This window comes from Niabella terrae (assembly GCF_054783135.1).
The window spans coordinates 161,659-178,741 of record NZ_BAAGRD010000042.1 but is presented as its reverse complement, the minus strand read 5'-3'; the positions used below and the strand labels follow the sequence as shown (position 1 = coordinate 178,741).

At 49.2% G+C, this 17,083-nt stretch carries 12 protein-coding genes; 3 read left to right on the top strand and 9 right to left on the bottom strand.

Annotation, left to right across the window (positions count from 1 at the left end; all coding sequences use genetic code 11):
- Positions 1-4: 4 nt before the first annotated feature.
- From ACYVI9_RS18620 to ACYVI9_RS18595, 6 genes are all read right to left on the bottom strand, one after another.
- Positions 5-850 carry a phosphodiester glycosidase family protein gene (locus tag ACYVI9_RS18620; RefSeq protein WP_460767846.1) on the bottom strand — a complete coding sequence of 282 codons (846 nt, stop codon included), beginning with the start codon at positions 848-850 and terminating at the stop codon, positions 5-7.
- 25 nt (positions 851-875) lie between these two features.
- On the bottom strand, positions 876-1,703 hold the full coding sequence (locus ACYVI9_RS18615; RefSeq protein ID WP_460767844.1) for an endonuclease/exonuclease/phosphatase family protein: 828 nt from the start codon (positions 1,701-1,703) through the stop codon (positions 876-878).
- A gap of 75 nt (positions 1,704-1,778) precedes the next feature.
- Positions 1,779-2,552 (bottom strand): endonuclease/exonuclease/phosphatase family protein, encoded by a 774-nt coding sequence (locus ACYVI9_RS18610; protein ID WP_460767841.1) that lies wholly within the window; start codon positions 2,550-2,552, stop codon positions 1,779-1,781.
- A gap of 62 nt (positions 2,553-2,614) precedes the next feature.
- A complete protein-coding gene (locus tag ACYVI9_RS18605; protein ID WP_460767838.1) occupies positions 2,615-4,366 on the bottom strand; it encodes a RagB/SusD family nutrient uptake outer membrane protein in 1,752 nt (583 codons plus the stop codon).
- A gap of 19 nt (positions 4,367-4,385) precedes the next feature.
- Complete coding sequence (locus ACYVI9_RS18600) at positions 4,386-7,628, bottom strand: SusC/RagA family TonB-linked outer membrane protein (RefSeq protein ID WP_460767835.1); 3,243 nt, start codon at positions 7,626-7,628, stop codon at positions 4,386-4,388.
- A 539-nt stretch (positions 7,629-8,167) separates the two neighbouring features.
- Complete coding sequence (locus tag ACYVI9_RS18595) at positions 8,168-9,322, bottom strand: serine hydrolase domain-containing protein (protein ID WP_460767832.1); 1,155 nt, start codon at positions 9,320-9,322, stop codon at positions 8,168-8,170.
- Positions 9,323-9,356: 34 nt separating this feature from the next.
- Between ACYVI9_RS18595 and ACYVI9_RS18590 the strand changes: the two genes are divergently transcribed.
- The gene (locus tag ACYVI9_RS18590) at positions 9,357-9,587 is read left to right on the top strand and encodes a hypothetical protein (protein WP_460767829.1); all 231 of its coding nucleotides are present in this window, start codon (positions 9,357-9,359) and stop codon (positions 9,585-9,587) included.
- 73 nt (positions 9,588-9,660) lie between these two features.
- Here the strand turns inward: ACYVI9_RS18590 and ACYVI9_RS18585 are convergent, their stop codons facing one another.
- The gene (locus ACYVI9_RS18585; RefSeq protein WP_460767826.1) at positions 9,661-10,053 is read right to left on the bottom strand and encodes a hypothetical protein; all 393 of its coding nucleotides are present in this window, start codon (positions 10,051-10,053) and stop codon (positions 9,661-9,663) included.
- A 237-nt stretch (positions 10,054-10,290) separates the two neighbouring features.
- Here ACYVI9_RS18585 and ACYVI9_RS18580 point away from each other — a divergent pair, with 237 nt between their 5' ends.
- Positions 10,291-12,642, top strand: a complete 2,352-nt coding sequence (locus tag ACYVI9_RS18580; protein ID WP_460767823.1) for a response regulator — start codon at positions 10,291-10,293, stop codon at positions 12,640-12,642.
- A 146-nt stretch (positions 12,643-12,788) separates the two neighbouring features.
- Positions 12,789-14,321 (top strand): flavin-containing monooxygenase, encoded by a 1,533-nt coding sequence (locus ACYVI9_RS18575; protein WP_460767820.1) that lies wholly within the window; start codon positions 12,789-12,791, stop codon positions 14,319-14,321.
- Positions 14,322-14,360: 39 nt separating this feature from the next.
- Here ACYVI9_RS18575 and ACYVI9_RS18570 read toward each other — a convergent pair whose 3' ends face one another.
- Entirely contained in the window at positions 14,361-15,119 is a 759-nt protein-coding gene (locus ACYVI9_RS18570) for a LytR/AlgR family response regulator transcription factor (protein ID WP_460767817.1), read from the bottom strand.
- Positions 15,120-15,151: 32 nt separating this feature from the next.
- The gene (locus ACYVI9_RS18565; RefSeq protein ID WP_460767814.1) at positions 15,152-16,909 is read right to left on the bottom strand and encodes a histidine kinase; all 1,758 of its coding nucleotides are present in this window, start codon (positions 16,907-16,909) and stop codon (positions 15,152-15,154) included.
- Positions 16,910-17,083 lie beyond the last annotated feature (174 nt).

Genomic DNA, 17,083 nt, shown 5'->3' with positions numbered 1-17,083 from the left:
TTTTCTACCGCACCAGCAGGATATTGGCTACCCGGCGTTGCCCATTATGGTCAAACTTTTTATTATCCGAAGGATAATTTACGACGCCGTTAGGTGTCATATCCCTGATATACAAGGTACTGCTGCCGCCGCCGTCTAAATTCATGGCGTCTGTCGCTCCCAGCCAGCGGAAAACCCGCGAAAGCTCAGGGAGTGACATCCCCTGGGCCTGGGCATTTCTGCCGTCCACAACCAGCAGGATCAGTGTATGCTTTCCTTTGAGCGCGACTGCTGTCCTTGGGTGTCGGTTTTCATTAAATGCATTCTTTTTTCCGGCAATCATATCGGCGCCTGACTGAACCAACAGTGGTCCGGAGCACAGGATATTGGGGTAGTCCCGTTGCGCCTGCCGGCGTTCCAGCTGCTCAACACCCTTAATTTTCACTGATTTACGTGAAAACAATAGCAGTGCGTTGGCCCGACTGGTCTTCTCTCGCTGTTCATTTATTACTGCGCCGTTCACCTGGATAAAGTCTACGGCACCGCCGTTTTTGATATCAAAAAATCCTCCGTTAACTGCTACAAGGGCCTGATTTGACCGGGCAAAATCGGACGTTTTTTTAAGCACGCGGGCATCAGCCGCCAGCCGCAGCCTTTTACGGTATTTTCTCAGGTTGACTTCTACAAAATTTATTTCCTGGACACTGCCAAATAACTGGTCAAAATGACCCTGCTTCCATATCAGCCCTTTGGCGATCCGGGTCGTTTTCCATTCCTTTTGTACAACGGCCATTGAATCGGCTTCATGCTGCCCCCAGCAAAACCCTGTAGAAAACACCAGGAAAAACGATAGAAAATACACAGGTTTCATAAATATTCTTTTAAGTTTTAGTGTGCTACCAGGCCAGTTCTGCAATAACAGGACGATGATCCGAGGCTTCCGGTTCATTGACCACTTCATGCCGCCGCACTTGTATGTCCTTGTCTTTCGAATAGAAAATAAAATCAATGGCTTTTGTCGGTGCCTTGGCCGGGAAACTCGACGGGCAGGTTCCCTGGCAAGTACTGGTAAAATGCTGATTCAGATAGCCGAAAGTGGCACTGTTGGACACAACATTAAAATCTCCGGTAATAAATACAGGTTCTTTTTTGTCCTTTAACCTGGCCACAATCAGTTCTGCCTGCGCCAGTGCATTGGCATCCGAACTATAGTCCAGGTGGGTATTGGCAAACCATATTTTGGGACCCTCCGGCAGGGTAACCTGCACCAGGGAGAGGGTCCGCTGTTCCGTTCCTTCGGCCTTGGGCAGGGCAATCGTTTGCTTTTCCGAAATCGGATACCTGGATAAAAGCGCGGTGCCGTAGGCCCCACCACCATAATCGATCCCTTTCGAAAAATAAAAATACATATCGGTCAGCTCCCCGAGACGGGCTGCCTGATCCAGATTCATCCCCGACCGGCTGTTGTTCACGTCAATTTCCTGCAGGCCTACCAGATCGGCGCCTGAATTTTTAATAACCCCGGCAATGGCCGCTACGTCAATGAGTGCGGGATTGTCCGGTGGACTGCAGTGGTGCACATTGTAGGTCATGACCAGCAGGTTATTTTTGGAACTATCCGTCTGATCTGTATCTTCGGGTTGCTTGTCAACAGCGTCACCGGTGCTGCATTGTGCCATGAAGACGAGTACTAATAAAAATCCGAAAAGTTTTACAAATTTCATTCGCTGCTATTTATCGCGTCTATATTTATGATTGTTGAAGGCTGCCGGTACTGCCATTCCTGAAGCTGGTGCGGCTCATTGCCAATACAGGGTGGTGCCCAATGGCAGGTGATCGGAATACAGTGCTTCTTTCCAGGTATAAGCCTGTTTCCGGCTTTCCATTATTTCGGGCGAACCCAGAATATAGTCGATGGTCTTGACGGGTCCACCCGCTGGAAATGTCAACAGATCGGCGGTATCTGCGGAAGGCAACTTCGCTTTGATCAACTCTAATTCGGGTGTGTCCGGCAGGGCATTGAAGTCTCCGGTGATGATGACCGGCCCAGCCCCTTTCAGATAATCCATGACCTCCCCGGTCTGCACCATTCGTGTCGGTTGATCAAGCGCCAGATGCACTGTCGCAAAACGAAGCTTTCTTTCACCCAGCTGCACCTGGACCGAAAGAAATGCCAGCGATCCCCGCTTGCCTTTTTTGACTGAACTGATGCGCTGGTTCCATTGTTGTTTGATGGGAAACTTCGACAGGATGCCCAGACCATAGGCGCCTCCATCGTATTCAAAATGACGGTAAAACGCATAATGCATTCCTGTGATCCGCGCCAGTTCTTTCATCTGATCCACCCGACCTGACCGGTTACACATACTGTCAACCTCCTGCAGTCCCACCAGGTCGGCACCGGTCTTTTTGATAAAAGCACCCATGGCTTGCAAAGTTGGCTGCTCTGCCGCATCGGCCCCGTGGTGGATATTATAACTGATCAGTTTCAGGGTTTGTGCCTGGGCCTGCATGGGAGCAGGCCCTATCAGCCACAAACAACTAAAAAGGGTAAAACAAAAGTATCGTCTCATCGTTGAGCTTCTAATCTATAGTTCATTTTCTATTTGATCCAGGCCGTGTTACCGGTCCGATCTTATTCCTCCCAGCCCGGATTCTGCTCCAGTTGGGGGTTCAGTACCCGATCGGCGTTCGAAATGGGATGGAGGTATTTTTTATCCTCAAAACTACGCTCTTCATTGGCGCCCCAAATCAGATGGCCGGAAGTACCATTGGTGAGTTTGGAAATCTTATTGTCGATAACAAAATAGGTCACCCCGGATTGCGGATTGGAAGGTGTGGCCGTCACAAAAGAAACATCCGGGGTACCGTTTCCGTCCAGATCCATGGGCAGGTTCATAGCCGGCACATAAATCCCCTCCCAGTCCATTTCAATGAGTTTGCCTTTTTTCCACCGCATCAGGTCCTGGTACCGCTGGTTCTCATAACAGAGTTCAATACCGCGTTCCCTGCGAACCTCCAGCAAAAATTTATCGGAAATTTCCGGAAAATATACGTCCTGCAGATAGGGATCAGCAGCTGCCGGCATCGCCGTAGCAACACCGGCCCTGGCGCGTAACAGCCCAATGGTTTGATTCCAGACCGTGGCATCGAACTGCCCCAGCTCCGCCTTCGCCTCTGCATAGTTTAGCAATACTTCCGCATACCGCATCAGGGGTATGGTATTATAGGATTCCCCTACCCCATCGAGGGTTTTATTATCCAGACTCCACTTCAGTATATGGTAGCCCGTAAAGGTATACCCAAAATTAGGTGGTGCGGGCGAGCCGTCACTTCGTTTATATCCCAGTGAACGAACAGTCTGTGCCAGCCGGTTATCCCGACCCGCCATTTCATTTACAAACAGCATCTCATCGTATCCGGGCTTATCAGTGAAGCGGCTGCCATCCGTCATCAGGTAGGTATTGACAAATTGCTTGTTCAGACTCCAGCGCGACCCGTAGGTTGCAGAATTAAATTTCCAGGTCAGTGCATGCCACCGTTTGAGCTCATTGTTGAATACCAGTGCAAACATCACTTCCTGGCTTACAGGATTCTCAGAAATGAACAGGGTGCGGTAATCGCTTGCAGGTTTACCGGTATTGTACAGTGAATACTTGCCCCCATCCATTACTTTTTTGGCCGCGTCTGCCGCTGCATTGAGCCATTGATCCGCCGTGGCAGCCAGGCCGAGCTCCGTGTGGTATCTCCGATAAGTACCTTCAAACAGCGCGATCCGGGATTTATAAGCCAATGCCACCTGCCGGGTCACCATCGAAGAAGTATTGTCCTTGGTATCACGAATATTTTCTGCTGCGAAATTCAGGTCTTCCAGGACATGGTCCATTACCACTTCCCGCGGATCCTGTGGTTTGTAAAGCCCCTCCTCATCATCAGTGGCCAGCGGCGCATCATACCAGGGGACATCGCCGTAACGCTGGACTTTCTCGATATAAAACCAGGCCCTGAAGAACCGGGCGATACCCGCATAATGATTGCGGGCTTCTTCCGGAATGGCTTCATTGTTATAATGGGCCAGGAAATAATTGATATTGCGCAGATCTGACCAGCTCCAGGATCCTTCATCGATCGAGGAATAATTTCCCGAGATAAAATTAGAGCTCTGGGTTATTGAAGAATAATCGGCCGAGGCATCCCCCTGCGTAGCGGCGTCAGCGGAAGGCAGCGCCTGCTGATAAAAAGAATTCGAATAAAGTTCCAGGTCCTTTTCTGTAGCGAAAAAGGTACCCGGCACCAGCTTGTCAAAAGGTTCGGTTTCCAGGAAACGCTTGCAGGAAGGCAGCGTTATGACCAAAACCATGGCTATAAAAAGAATTGATTTTTTCATGATCGATAGTTCTGAAGGGTTAAAAACTTAAATTGATTCCCAGGGTATAGGTTTTGAGCATGGGATATGCATCGCCCTCACCATGGCTATTGGTCATATCGCCAATCGGCGGCTCAATCACCTCAGGGTCAAAATTGTCGGTATGTTTATACAGCCCTGAGAAAGTCAGGATGTTCTGACCACTCAGATAAATCAAGGCTTTTTTGACGCCCAGCCGGGCCAGCCAGTCTTGCGGAAGGGTATAATCAATTGAGACATTCTTTAGTCGCAGGTAACTGGCACTTTGCAGGTAACGGGTCTGCGGGGCGCCCAGGGAGCGGTTGGTACCCAGCGCCGTATACCCCCGGTACCGGGGCCAGTAAGCATTCGGATTATCTTCCGTCCAGTAATCATCCATCATGACAACAGGCTGGAATCCATAAGGCCGGTTATAGGGACCATAAAAAAGATCGGCCTCCGGTGCAAAATACCAGTCCCGTTTTCCGATGCCCTGCACAAAGGCAGAAATACCGACACCCTTCCAGTTGACGGACAGGTTCGCGCCATACTGGTAACGGGGGCTGTTATTACCAATGATCATCCGGTCCCCCGGATTGTCCAGGGTATTTTCACCCTGGTTGATTACGCCGTCGCCATTCCGGTCGGCAAATTTCAGGTCACCCGCCAGGTATTCGTTGGTATTGGAATTGCGCAGGAAGGTCTGATCCGCCCAGTTGGCGGCTTCTTCATCTGAGCTGAAAAAGCCCAGGGTTTCATAGCCCCAGATATCTCCTACCGTCATGCCTTCATAGTAGGAAGAAAGTAGTTTGTTGGGATTGTTGAATTTCAGGATGGTGGATTTATTATCCCAGAGCGAACCGGAAATGCTGTAGTGCAGAGGACTGCCGCCTACATCGAACTGATCTTTCCAGCCAAGCGTCAGCTCCCAGCCGACAGTCTTCAGGTCGGCATAGTTGCCATAGGGTACCGATGCACCAAAAACATTGGGCAGCGGCTGCCCGCTGGTAAACATATCCGTGGTTATCCGGTTGTACCAGTCAAAAGTAACATTGAATTTCCCTTTCAGCATATTGGCATCCATCCCGAAATCCAGCGTGGTGGCCTTTTCCCAGGTAAGTCCATTCGGTATTACCCCGGGTATTGAGGTATAGGGTTTTTGTACCCCGTCCAGTATCACGCTGGTCTTCGATACGGACATGGTTTCCATATATCGGTACGGCGCTACATTCCCATTACCCAGCGAGCCATAGGAAGCCCGGAGTTTCAGGTTATCCAGCCAGCCGCGGGTAGATGCCATAAATTCTTCCCTGGAAATATTCCAGCCGGCAGAGGCAGAGGGAAAGAACCCATAACGCTGGTTTTCCGGAAATTTGGAAGAGCCGTCATAGCGTCCGTTGAATTCCAGCAGGTATTTATCATTAAAGGAATAGGTTACCCGGTAAAACAAACCCAGGTATTTCCATTCGTTACCGCCCCCGGTAATGCCGTAATTCAGGCCATCCAGCAAATTAAAGTCGGGTTTATCGGGTACCAGAAGACCATCCCTCCTGGCATCCAGATTATCCAGTCGGTTCGACTCAATATTATAACCCAGCAGTACCCCCAGATTATGCTTCTCATTAAAAGTCTTCTTCAGATCCGCAGTGATATTGGAGCCCCAATAGGTCGTATTGTCCGTCAGGGCCCGGTACTGACTGTTTCCGAATCTTGATAGCTCGCCGGGTTTATTGGAATAATAGACGTAGTTATTAAATCTCTTGTCATTATTAAAGGTCTTGGCATAGGTGAAATTGGCTTTGAAAGTCAGTAATTCGCCGAACGGTTTGGCGGTCAAAGCCGGTGTTGTCCGAAAAAAGAACTTATCCTGATCAGACCGGCTGCTGCCTTCGATAAAGGAAGCCCCGGTATTGGCCCCCTGTTGGGTGAAAGTCCCGTCCGGATTAAACATGGTGGCCATCGGAAAGCCGCCGACCGCATAATAACGCCAGATACCGGCATCACCATTGGCTAACAAAGGATAAGCATACTTATAGGTACTCATATCCGTATTATTCTCAAATGTCAGCCATTTATTCAGGTTCACTTCTCCCTTGGCCCGGAGGTTCCATTTCTTGAATTTATCAGAAGAATACCGGAAGATACCATCCTGGTGATAATACAGTCCGGAGACGAAGTATTTGGCTTTATCGTTACCTCCGGAAACAGTTACAGAAGCTTCAGTCGCCGGCATATTGTCCTTATGCAGGAGATCGAACCAGTCTGTGCTGCCAAAATACTCAAACCGGCCCAGGGACTCATTATATACGGCGTCCCCCTGGGAGGGATCGTGATTTTTCAACCGCTCCAGGTACTCAAGCGAAAACGGGAAATTGGCATTTACGGTGATCGGATGGGTCTTGTAATCATACCAGGCGTAAAACGCATCATCAAAATTCTTCGCCCACTGGTAACCATCGGTTACCAGATTCGGTACCACGGTGCGCTTATTCATCGACTGACTGACCCTTACATCCAGGGTAGCTTTACCCTTCGCCGGGTCCTTGGTGGTGATCAGCACCACGCCGAAGGCTGCGCGGGAACCATATATGGCGGCGGAGGAGGCATCTTTCAGTACGGATACACTTTGCACATCAGCCGGGTTGATCAGGTTCGGATCCCCCTCTACGCCATCGATCAGTACCAGGGCACTTCCACCGGCACCAATTGAAGTAAGCCCCCGGACATTATAGGAAGCCCTTCTGGTGGGACTGCCATCGCTCATTTTCAAATTCAGATTGGGCAAGGTCCCCTGCAGCATCCGGGTCAGGTTGGGCGCCGGCCGGTTCTCCAGTACTTCAGAACTAATTTGTGAAACGGCACCTGTAAGATTCAGCTTTTTCTGGGTACCATAGCCTACGACAACAACCTCCTCCATTTCACTCATTTTTTCCAGCCGGATCAGTATCTCCCCGCCTGCATTGGTAACCAGATGGGTCTGGGTTTTATAACCTACATAGGACACGATCAGGACAGGCGCTTCCTGTTCGGTCTCCAGACTGAATTTACCCTGCTGATCGGTTGTCGTGGCCTCAGTGGTACCCTGAATCATCACCGTGGCATTAAAAATGGGATTTCCGGTTTCATCCACGACCGTCCCCCGCAGTTGGGCAGCCTGAATACTACGCATCGCGTATCCTTCAGGACCGAAACCTGAGGTATGCCCGGCAAAAGGTACTGACAAGATCATACCTGCCAATAGAATCATTGGTAGACTCCGCTTCATAAATTCTGAAAGTTTAGTTTATAATTAAAGTTTGCGAAAAAACACTTTGATTTAACGATTAAGCTAACCGTGCAACGGGAAAATGGGCTTGGTTTTTAATGCTGATAACTGTTTCATTGTCCATGCGCCAAAGTTGGGCCTCTAATATGACGTCTGTATGAACCCTATGTTATCAAATTATCAACCATTGGTCTTCCCAGGCAACGCCTGCTTACAACTTCGGTTTCGAGAACTATCGTCTAATGGTCCGGCTGTCAACGGTTTCAGGGCATCACATTACTGGCAAGACCGCTGCTATTTATCCGGCGCTTCAGCTCACAGGTTTCCTTTTGAACTGAATTCTATTGTAAATATAGAGATTTGGGTTTAAACGTTCAAATCGATTCGCCGTTTTTGATTTTTTTCCCGGGAAAGTCCGAATCGTAAAGTTTCTCGACGGTGGCTGGATGCGACCCGCACCGTCAGATTTTTCAGGTAAGGGTGCGAAGCACAAAGCCGCCCCCTGACTGGGGACGGCTTTTATTTACATTGCGGCAGTCTTATCGCCAGGCCTTATCGTAGGCTTCGCCGGTAATACCGATCGGGTCACCGATATCAGTCTTAATCGAATTCGTATGCCAGGCAATCTGGACATCATTCGGAAAATGTACGACCAGGGTAAAAATGCCGCGATCTACCGGGTCGAACCAGTACCCGTTCTTCCAGTAGTAGGAACCATGCGCACCGGCAATAATACCATCATAGCCCAGTAATTTCGTTTTCATGGTCGCCAGCATATCCGAAGAAACATATTTACCGGATTCCGCTGTCAGCAGCACCTGTGCCATTTCGGGTGCACTGAGGTACCATCCGCCGGCACCCGCATCCTTATAGGTGGTATATACCATAATCCCGGGAACCGCAGGTAGTGAATGGTTATAATACATGGTCATTTGCCGGTCGGGTGCTTCCGGGGTGATGGAGCCGTTTTCATTCCAGGGGCCAATATTTATTTTATTCCAGTCCGGAAGGCCGGCCACCTTGAAAATTTCTGTTCTCAGGTAGTCGCGAAAAAACTGGGACACCGCTTCATCGGCAGCTTCATCCGACAGGTCCGCATAAGTTTGCGGACCATTGATAATACAGGGCAGTAATACCCGGCATATCAGGAAATTTACATTATCATAGTTCCGATCCAGGTCATGGCCGTAGCCGGTCGTCGGTGTTTCCATGGTCTTACGTAATGCAGTATAATCGTTACCAAAATATTTGAGACCCGCTTTATGCGCCAGCATATGCGAAACCCTGATCTTACGATTCTCGGGCGCAATCGTCCAGGAGGAAGGCAGGATATCCGCTAAATATTGGTCCCAATCCCCCCCTTTTTTCTCCAGGGCGCCCAACACGGCCAGTGCAGATAAGGTTTTACTGCAACTGCCGGTCGCCTGACGGGTCATTACTGTATATGGAACTTCGTTGCCATTGGTAATCAGTCGGGCGTTACCATCGGCATCGTACTGGACGATCTTGCCCTGCGCCGCTATGGCGAAGGACCAGCCGACCGTGTTGCCCTCGAGGGCCGCCCGCATATTTTTGGCAAACAGGGCCGGGTCAAACCCCTTGTTAACGATGGGCAGCGATTTTTTACAGGCGTTCAGCAGTAACATCGCCGTAAGCAGGAGTAGCCATTTTTGTGTTTGTAACAGATGTTTCATTTGTTATGTGATTTAAAGGTTTTAAAAGACGAAGATGAACCCTCAGGAGGCTTTTCGAAATACCGGATTAACGAATCCCACAGCTGATTTAACAAAATGCCGGGCCTGTTGTACCGTGCACACAGGCAGCATCTGTTTTGAGTGCTACCGTCCTAAGCACCAGGGCGACTGTACACCCTTGTATGAGGATCATTGTCCCGGCGCCGCCTGGACAATGATCAATGATCTGATACCGGCCTGGCTCTTGTTTCTCTGTCAGGAGTAGGCCTGCCATGGCTGGCAGCAAAAAAGCCCCCGATGGGGGCTTAACTACTGAGAAGACCAATGCTTCAGGGAGACTATTTTTTGGATAAATTGATCGCGGAGTGCGTAACCTTTCCATTATTTTCTTCAGTCCAGAGTCCTTCCATTGAACCCTCATTTTCATCGATAATGGTGGTTAGGGTACCAGTCACCCCTTCCACAACAAACTTGGCTTTAAAATTATTCTCAGCCAGGGTCCAGGTACCATCCAGGGTAGTGGATTGTGAGGTGATTTTAATGGATTTATCCGCACTTACTTCCAATGCTATTTTGTATTCGGAATTGCTGATATTTACTATTCCGTCCCAGGATCCGACCACTTTCGCAGCGGGATCTTTTTTCTCCACTTTATCCTTTTTACAAGAGACAGTAAGTAGCGGCAGGGCCATCATTAATAACATGATTACATTCAATTTTAAGCTTTTCATAATTTTATTTTTTTGTTAGATAAATTTGATAACACAAAATTGCCCCCGCACAGCCTTGTTGAAAATAGCGGATTAACAAAACCGCCCTGTCGGTTAACCAATGACAAAAAAAACCGGATCGACGACCGGATTCAGCTTAGAAGACAGAAAAAAGTATTAGGAATTTAAATTAAAAGACAGGAACTTTGGACGGACGCGATCCTTTTCATAATCCTAAATCAAAGCTCGTTTACCTTTATGAATCGCACAAAGAAGCGTGCCCCTGACCTCCTGGATATCATCCGGCATCTGAAAAAAGAGAACAGCACGCTGAAAAAACGGTTGGCTAAACATCAAAATGCTGAAATCCCTGTCCGTGCGCCTGCGGCCGTTATGCCCGTATTTGAGGAAGCCCAGAAAGTAGTGCAACAATATTTCAACCAGATGGACATGGATCCGGGCCGTGGCACTATAGAAATTAACGGACAACGTTATATATTGGTCCGGGCTTCTGCATTCTCCAAGGATTTCCTGGAAACCATATTGAAACTCTATGAAGATAAAGGCCGGCTGAAAGCATTGGATATCGGCAAAAACTTTCTCTTCGATATCGCCCATGTAATCGGCATGAATGATGCCCGGGCTTTCCACCAGCAAATGCAACTGAAGGATCCGGTGGCCAAACTATCTGCCGGTCCGATTCATTTCGCCTATACCGGCTGGGCCTATGTAGACATTTCTGCCGAGAGCCGCCTGAGCCCCGACGAAAACTTTTTTCTCAAATACAGCCATCCCTATTCCTTTGAGGCAGATTCCTGGATCAGGGCCGACATCAAAACCGAAACGGCCATTTGCATTATGAATGCGGGATACTCCTCCGGCTGGTGTGAGGAAAGTTTCGGATTGCCGCTAACGGCAGTAGAAATCAGCTGTGTGGCGCGTGGCGACGAAGCCTGCTGCTTTATTATGTCTCCCCCGGAGAAGATCCAGGAACATCTGGATCGTCATAATAAAAGCAGCAGACAAAAGGCGGTAAAACATACCATACCGACTTTCTTTGAAAGAAAAAAAATAGAAGAGGAACTGGAGCGATCCCGGCAGCTGGCCCTGGAATCGGCAAGAGCGAAAACAGATTTCGTCGCCAATGTCAGCCATGAGCTCCGCACCCCCTTAAACGCCATCCTGGGATTCTCCGGCCTGCTGGAACAGACCCGGCTAACGCCAGCTCAAAAAGACTATGTGGCTGCGGTACGGCATTCCGGCGAAAACCTCCTATCCATTATCAATGACCTGCTGGATTTGTCCAAAATGGACAGTGGCGGATTTGTCATTGAAAGCCGGCCTTTTGAGCCTGGCAAGCTCATCCAATCGGCCATCCGGATGTTTGGGCCTGCGGCGGAAGAGAAGAAACTGGCTTTTATAAAGAACATCGCTATTGAGCCAGGATTACGTTTACAGGGCGATGGACTACGCCTTTCTCAGATTCTTGTCAACCTGATCGGCAATGCGCTCAAGTTTACTGAAAAAGGGAGCATTGCTTTTTGTGCGACTATCGCATCAACAGACCGCCATTCGGTCTGGTTGCATTTTGAAATAACGGATACCGGGATAGGCATTTCCGCTTCGCACCTGGAAACGATATTTGAGCGGTTTACCCAGATCGACGGCAAATTGACCCGTAAGCAAAAAGGAACCGGTCTGGGTCTGGCAATTACCCGGCGTCTGGTAGAACTACAGGGTGGCGAGATCACGGTAACCAGCAGGCGGGGAAAAGGCACGACATTCCGATGCCGGATCCCCTATAAAATCCCGACCACCACCGTCCGAAGACCGGCCCTGAAGCCTTCGGGCGGTATTCGCCAGCTAAAGGGTATCCGGGTATTGGTCGCCGAGGACAACCCGCTCAATCAGAAACTGCTCCGTATCATCCTTAAAAATCAAGAATGCCGGTTAAAAATCGCGCGCGACGGAAATGAAGCGATTCGGTTACTGTCACAACAACCCTTCGACATCGTCCTGATGGATCTGCAAATGCCGGGGATGGACGGGATCCAGGCGATTCGTCATATCCGTGAAATCCTCGGGCTGGAGATCCCGGTGATTGCCATGACGGCGAGCGCCCTTGCAGGTGAAGCAAGGAAATGTAAAAAAGCCGGCATGAATGACTATATCTCCAAACCATTTGAAGAAGCCCTGCTCCTGGAAAAAATGCAACAGCTGTTGCCCCTGTCGACGCCTTCACCGGCAAAGCCTACAGGCCGCCCGCAATCGCTGGACCTGTCACTGGTCATTCGCCAGACAAAAAACAACCCGCGGCTGATCCGGGATATGGTCAGCACCCTGAACCGCCAGCTGCCCGGCTACATGCGGCGTGTCGCTGCCGCCATGGAAGAAAAAAATACAGTTGAAATCTACAAAAGCATTCATCAACTCCGGGGCACCCTGGCCTTGTTTGGCGCTTCCGGGAAACTGAATCAGGCGCTGCTCCAGCTGGAAAAAAAGGCTTTAGGTTCGGCTAAACTGACGACCCTGACCGCCCTGTATGAAAAGATCCTTCCCGAACTGGAAGCTTTTCAGGAAGACAGCCGCCAATTGCTTGCCAGCCAATAAGCCCATCTTAAATTCCTTATCCTGGTCCGTTAATTCAAATACCCCATTGATTAATAGCAGCTGCCATCAGCAGCTCCCCTCCTATAAATTGCAGGCATATACTAACGGGAAACGGTGGAACGCCGCTTCCAAAAAAATCAATTGCAATGAAAAAAATAGGAATCATCGGAGCTGGCATCAGTGGGCTGGCGACCGCAAAAGCCTTCCTGGAAAGGGGCTTCCAGATAATGGTATTTGAAAAAAGCGCTGCCATCGGCGGCGTATGGGATAAAAGCAGGTTCTATATAGATCTGACTACCCAAACCACTAAAAATGAGTATGCGTATTCTGATTTCCCCATGCCCGACCATTTCGATGAATGGCCCACAGGTTACCAGATGAACGAATACCTGAATAATTACGCATCCCATTTTGGCCTGTCTCCTTTTATCCGTTGCGAGAGCACCGTTATGACCCTGGAGCGAACCGGCCCACAATGGACGGCCCGGGTGGCGGACCCGCAACATCCGGATGGCCGGGACTATGAATTTGACTTTGTAGCGGTTTGTTCCGGAACCTTTAACCAGCCTTATATGCCCGAATTCCCCGGTATGCAGGAATTCCGGGAGGCCGGAGGCAGCCTGCTGCATTCATCCGAAATAACCGATCGAAGCATGCTCGAAAACAAGAACACACTGGTACTGGGCTTTGCCAAATCTGCTACCGATATCGCTACCCGTGCGGCTGAGCTTTCCAAATCCAGTACCTTATTATATCGTCGCGCACAATGGAAAGTACCCCGGTTCTTTGCCAATTCCATCAATCTGAAATACCTCTTGTTTTCAAGGTTCTCCGAAGCCTTTTTTCTGCCTTATCGCAAGACGGTCTTTCAGAAATGGCTGCACAGCCTGGGCCGTCCGATGGTCTGGATGCAGTGGCGGATGATTGAAGGGCTGCTCAAAACACAGTTTGGACTGAAAAAATGCGGCTTGCTACCCCAACACCGAATTGAAGACCAGATCAGTTGCAGTCTGGGCATTGCGCCGGAGGGTTTCTACAAAAAAATACATCGGGGAGAAATCCGGGCCATTCAGGGAGAAATCGATCGGTTCTGTGGCCGAAGCGTCCTGTTGAAAGATGGTCAGCAATTAGCACCCGATATGGTCATTATGGGCACCGGGTTCCGGCAGACACTTCCCTTTTTATCTGAAGCCGATCAGCAAAAGATCCGCAATAACCGGGGGCAGTTCCAGCTTTACCGAAACATCCTCAATCCCGCGTTGCCGGGTATCGGTTTTGTCGGCTTCAATTCCAGCCTGTTCTCTACTTTGACCTCCGAGATCGCTGCCAACTGGCTGGCCACCTATGTGGAAGGCCGCATTCAATTACCATCAGCAAGCGAGATCAGGACGGAGCTGGATGTCATTGACAAATGGAAATCCGAAAAACGTCCGATTGCCACCGAATTCTCGGGACTCTGTATCGCCCCTTTTAATTTTCAGCACCTGGATCAGTTGATGCGGGACATGGGCCTGCCGGTAAGCAGTGGTCGCAATCCGTTGTACAATTTCTTCAAACCCATCAATCCTTCAGATTATAACAAACTACTGGCCGCCAACCGCTCCGGTCGGCAAAACGTTCCTTCGATAAAAACAGCGGGGAATACCCTTAGGGAAAAGGCAGCGGCATTGCCACTCTAGGATGGCTGCATCTTTAGATTTTACGAAAAGGGCTGGTAATTATACCAGCCTTTTTGACATCAGTTTCACAAAGGCCTCTTTTTTCTTTGGCGAAATAGCGACCATGGAATCGTCGCTCATCACCACATAACCGCCGTCTGTCTTTACCATCTTGCGGATCTCATTCAGGTGGATGATATGGGAATTATGTACCCGGAAAAACGGATGGTCGTTCAGCAGTAATTCATATTCCTTAAGATTCCGGCTCACCATGATTTTCTTCCTGTCCCTGATAAAAAAAGTGGTGTAAGGACCATTGGCTTCCAGACGGATGATCTGAGAAAGTTTGATGTATTCAATGCCTTCCGAAGTCGACAGGCCTATGGAAGTTTCCTCCTTATCTGTTTTCTGCATATTCTTCAGGAACATTTCCAATACCGCTTCCTGTTGTTTATTCTTTAATGCGAAGACGGCTTTATCAACGGCTTCACGTAGTTCGTCCAGGTCGACCGGTTTTAATAAATAATCAATGGCACTGAATTTTATCGCTTTGATGGCATAGTGATCGAAGGCGGTTGTAAAAATTACATGAAAATCCCGCCTGCGAACCTGTTGCAGCACATCGAAGCCTGTTCCGGTCTGCATTTCGATGTCCATAAATACGATATCCGGGGTTTCCTTATCGATCAACTGAACCGCTTCGGCTACATTGGAAGCAGTGCCGGTCAACTCCAGTTCCGTACAATATTCATTGACCAGCGTCATTAAAAACTGCCGGCTCATCATTTCATCTTCGACAATCAGCGTTTTGTATTTCATAATTTTGATTTAAGGGCAATAAGGTATTGTTTTTAGGGGTCCAGGAAAGGTTGTAAAGGCTGAGGTATCAGGAGATCAATCGTATGGTGCGCATCACCTGTTTGCTGGTGCACCGTGATTTGCTCCGTATGCTGTTCGTTATACAAGTCAATTCTTTGATAAAAGGTTTTTTCCGGATCGATCTCATTGACGGGCTTTCGCTGGGTTCGATGAGCGCTCGCGCTGTCGGGATATTGGCAGTTCATGGTGACCCGCAGCCAGCCGTCCTGTTGCCGCAACCGAATATCAAGTGTAGCCGCCGGGCCCGTTTGCTGATGCAGCAGGTCTTCGTAGAGCAGCTTTTCGATCAGGCAATGGGTCAGCAGCGGCAGGATCTTCAGGCCGGCTGCATCTTCCTCCATTTCGACCGTATAGTGAAACCGTCCCGGGAACCGGGTCTGCTCCAGCCAAAGGTATTCTTCCAGCAGTTCCGCTTCATGGGCCGCGGTTATCGCCAGTTCGTCGCCATAACGGATCAGTTTCCTCAGAAACTTAGAAAACCGGGAAATATATTTCAAAGACACCTGCTTGTCCTCCTGCAGGATAAAATATTGAATCGAACTCAGGGAATTAAACAGAAAATGCGGGTTCATGCGGGCCTGCAGTATTTTCAGCTGCAGGAGCCGGTTCATTTTCCCGATCTGCAGGTTCTGATCACTGATCAGCCTGTTCTGAAGGGTGAGTTGGCGGTTCAGTTTATGCTTCATCCGAAACCTTCCCCAGATCAGCAATACAAATATCGAAAGGCAGACCAGGGCCAGCAATACCATTTGTTGCAGTGACTGCTGTTGCTCCAACTCCGCAGCCTGTTTCATGAACCGCTGCGTCACAATTTCCCGTTCCTTGGTCAGCAGATCGATATCCTTACTCCGGTCGCTGGTGGCTGGCGCATCGGAAACTTCCAGGATAATGTCGGAGACTTCCTCGCCCAGGTATTTGCGGATCAGCCCCGCAATCAGTGTTTTACATTCAGGTGCATTAAAATACTGCTGGATGGGTTCATCCCAGTCACTGATCTTCGGGTAAATGGCAGCAAACCCTTCCCGTCGCACATCAAAAAGGCGCTGCCGTTTTACTTTAATGCCCCGCTGCAGGGCTACCACATAAATACTCAGCGGCACATAGGCAATAGAGAACTTATTTCGGGCAACCTGGTTCAATACCGAATAATCGTCCTGCTTATCATGGGTAATGGGTAAATCCGGATAATACTGCCGGCGAAGCGCTTCAAGGTCCTGTTGCATGGTCGTGCCCGGCTGGGTAAAACCCTGCATCGAAGCAGCCAGTTCTTTAAATTTCCCGGGGTTGGTAAACAGGGGCACATCATTATGGCTCACCAGTACATTCAGATCCGGCATATAGGGCGGAGAAAACTTGACTTCATTTTTTCGCGCTTCGGTAATCGAATAGTAGGAGACCGCAAAAATACCGGGTTGAAGGGCATCTCTTACCTCTGGATAAATCTGATCAAAGCGTTCAAATTCCTTCCAGTTTAGCTGCAGGTCTACGCCATACCTGGATTGTACAAAGTCCCTGAAGCCTTCCATTAACTCATATTCCACGCCAATGAGCTGCCCCTTTTCATTTCGATATATAAAAGGCTCTATTTCATTCCAATAGACGGTGATGGATCCGGATTTACGCGCCGACACCGATTTCCAGTCGTCGGCATATGGTTGTGACCGAACCGCCTGAAAATAGCAGTAAAAAAAGCACATGACCAACAGAAACAAACGGCGCAGTAAAGACATCTGGTCCATATTTCCGTAAAGATCAATCAAAATTGACAAAAACCAGCTATCAATTAACAAAACCGGTCTTTGGGTTAACGAATGCCCCCTGCCCAATTTCAGGGCGGCAGGTTTGGTGGCGAGGCCGGTGTTACGGAAACCTGTGGACGGCCTGTAAAATAGGCACAACCAGTC

Coding starts and splice junctions, on each gene's coding strand:
- ACYVI9_RS18620 (WP_460767846.1), bottom strand. CDS start 850: ATGAAACCTGTGTATTTTCTATCGTTTTTCCTGGTGTTTTCTACAGGG.
- ACYVI9_RS18615 (WP_460767844.1), bottom strand. CDS start 1,703: ATGAAATTTGTAAAACTTTTCGGATTTTTATTAGTACTCGTCTTCATG.
- ACYVI9_RS18610 (WP_460767841.1), bottom strand. CDS start 2,552: ATGAGACGATACTTTTGTTTTACCCTTTTTAGTTGTTTGTGGCTGATA.
- ACYVI9_RS18605 (WP_460767838.1), bottom strand. CDS start 4,366: ATGAAAAAATCAATTCTTTTTATAGCCATGGTTTTGGTCATAACGCTG.
- ACYVI9_RS18600 (WP_460767835.1), bottom strand. CDS start 7,628: ATGAAGCGGAGTCTACCAATGATTCTATTGGCAGGTATGATCTTGTCA.
- ACYVI9_RS18595 (WP_460767832.1), bottom strand. CDS start 9,322: ATGAAACATCTGTTACAAACACAAAAATGGCTACTCCTGCTTACGGCG.
- ACYVI9_RS18590 (WP_460767829.1), top strand. CDS start 9,357: ATGAACCCTCAGGAGGCTTTTCGAAATACCGGATTAACGAATCCCACA.
- ACYVI9_RS18585 (WP_460767826.1), bottom strand. CDS start 10,053: ATGAAAAGCTTAAAATTGAATGTAATCATGTTATTAATGATGGCCCTG.
- ACYVI9_RS18580 (WP_460767823.1), top strand. CDS start 10,291: ATGAATCGCACAAAGAAGCGTGCCCCTGACCTCCTGGATATCATCCGG.
- ACYVI9_RS18575 (WP_460767820.1), top strand. CDS start 12,789: ATGAAAAAAATAGGAATCATCGGAGCTGGCATCAGTGGGCTGGCGACC.
- ACYVI9_RS18570 (WP_460767817.1), bottom strand. CDS start 15,119: ATGAAATACAAAACGCTGATTGTCGAAGATGAAATGATGAGCCGGCAG.
- ACYVI9_RS18565 (WP_460767814.1), bottom strand. CDS start 16,909: ATGTCTTTACTGCGCCGTTTGTTTCTGTTGGTCATGTGCTTTTTTTAC.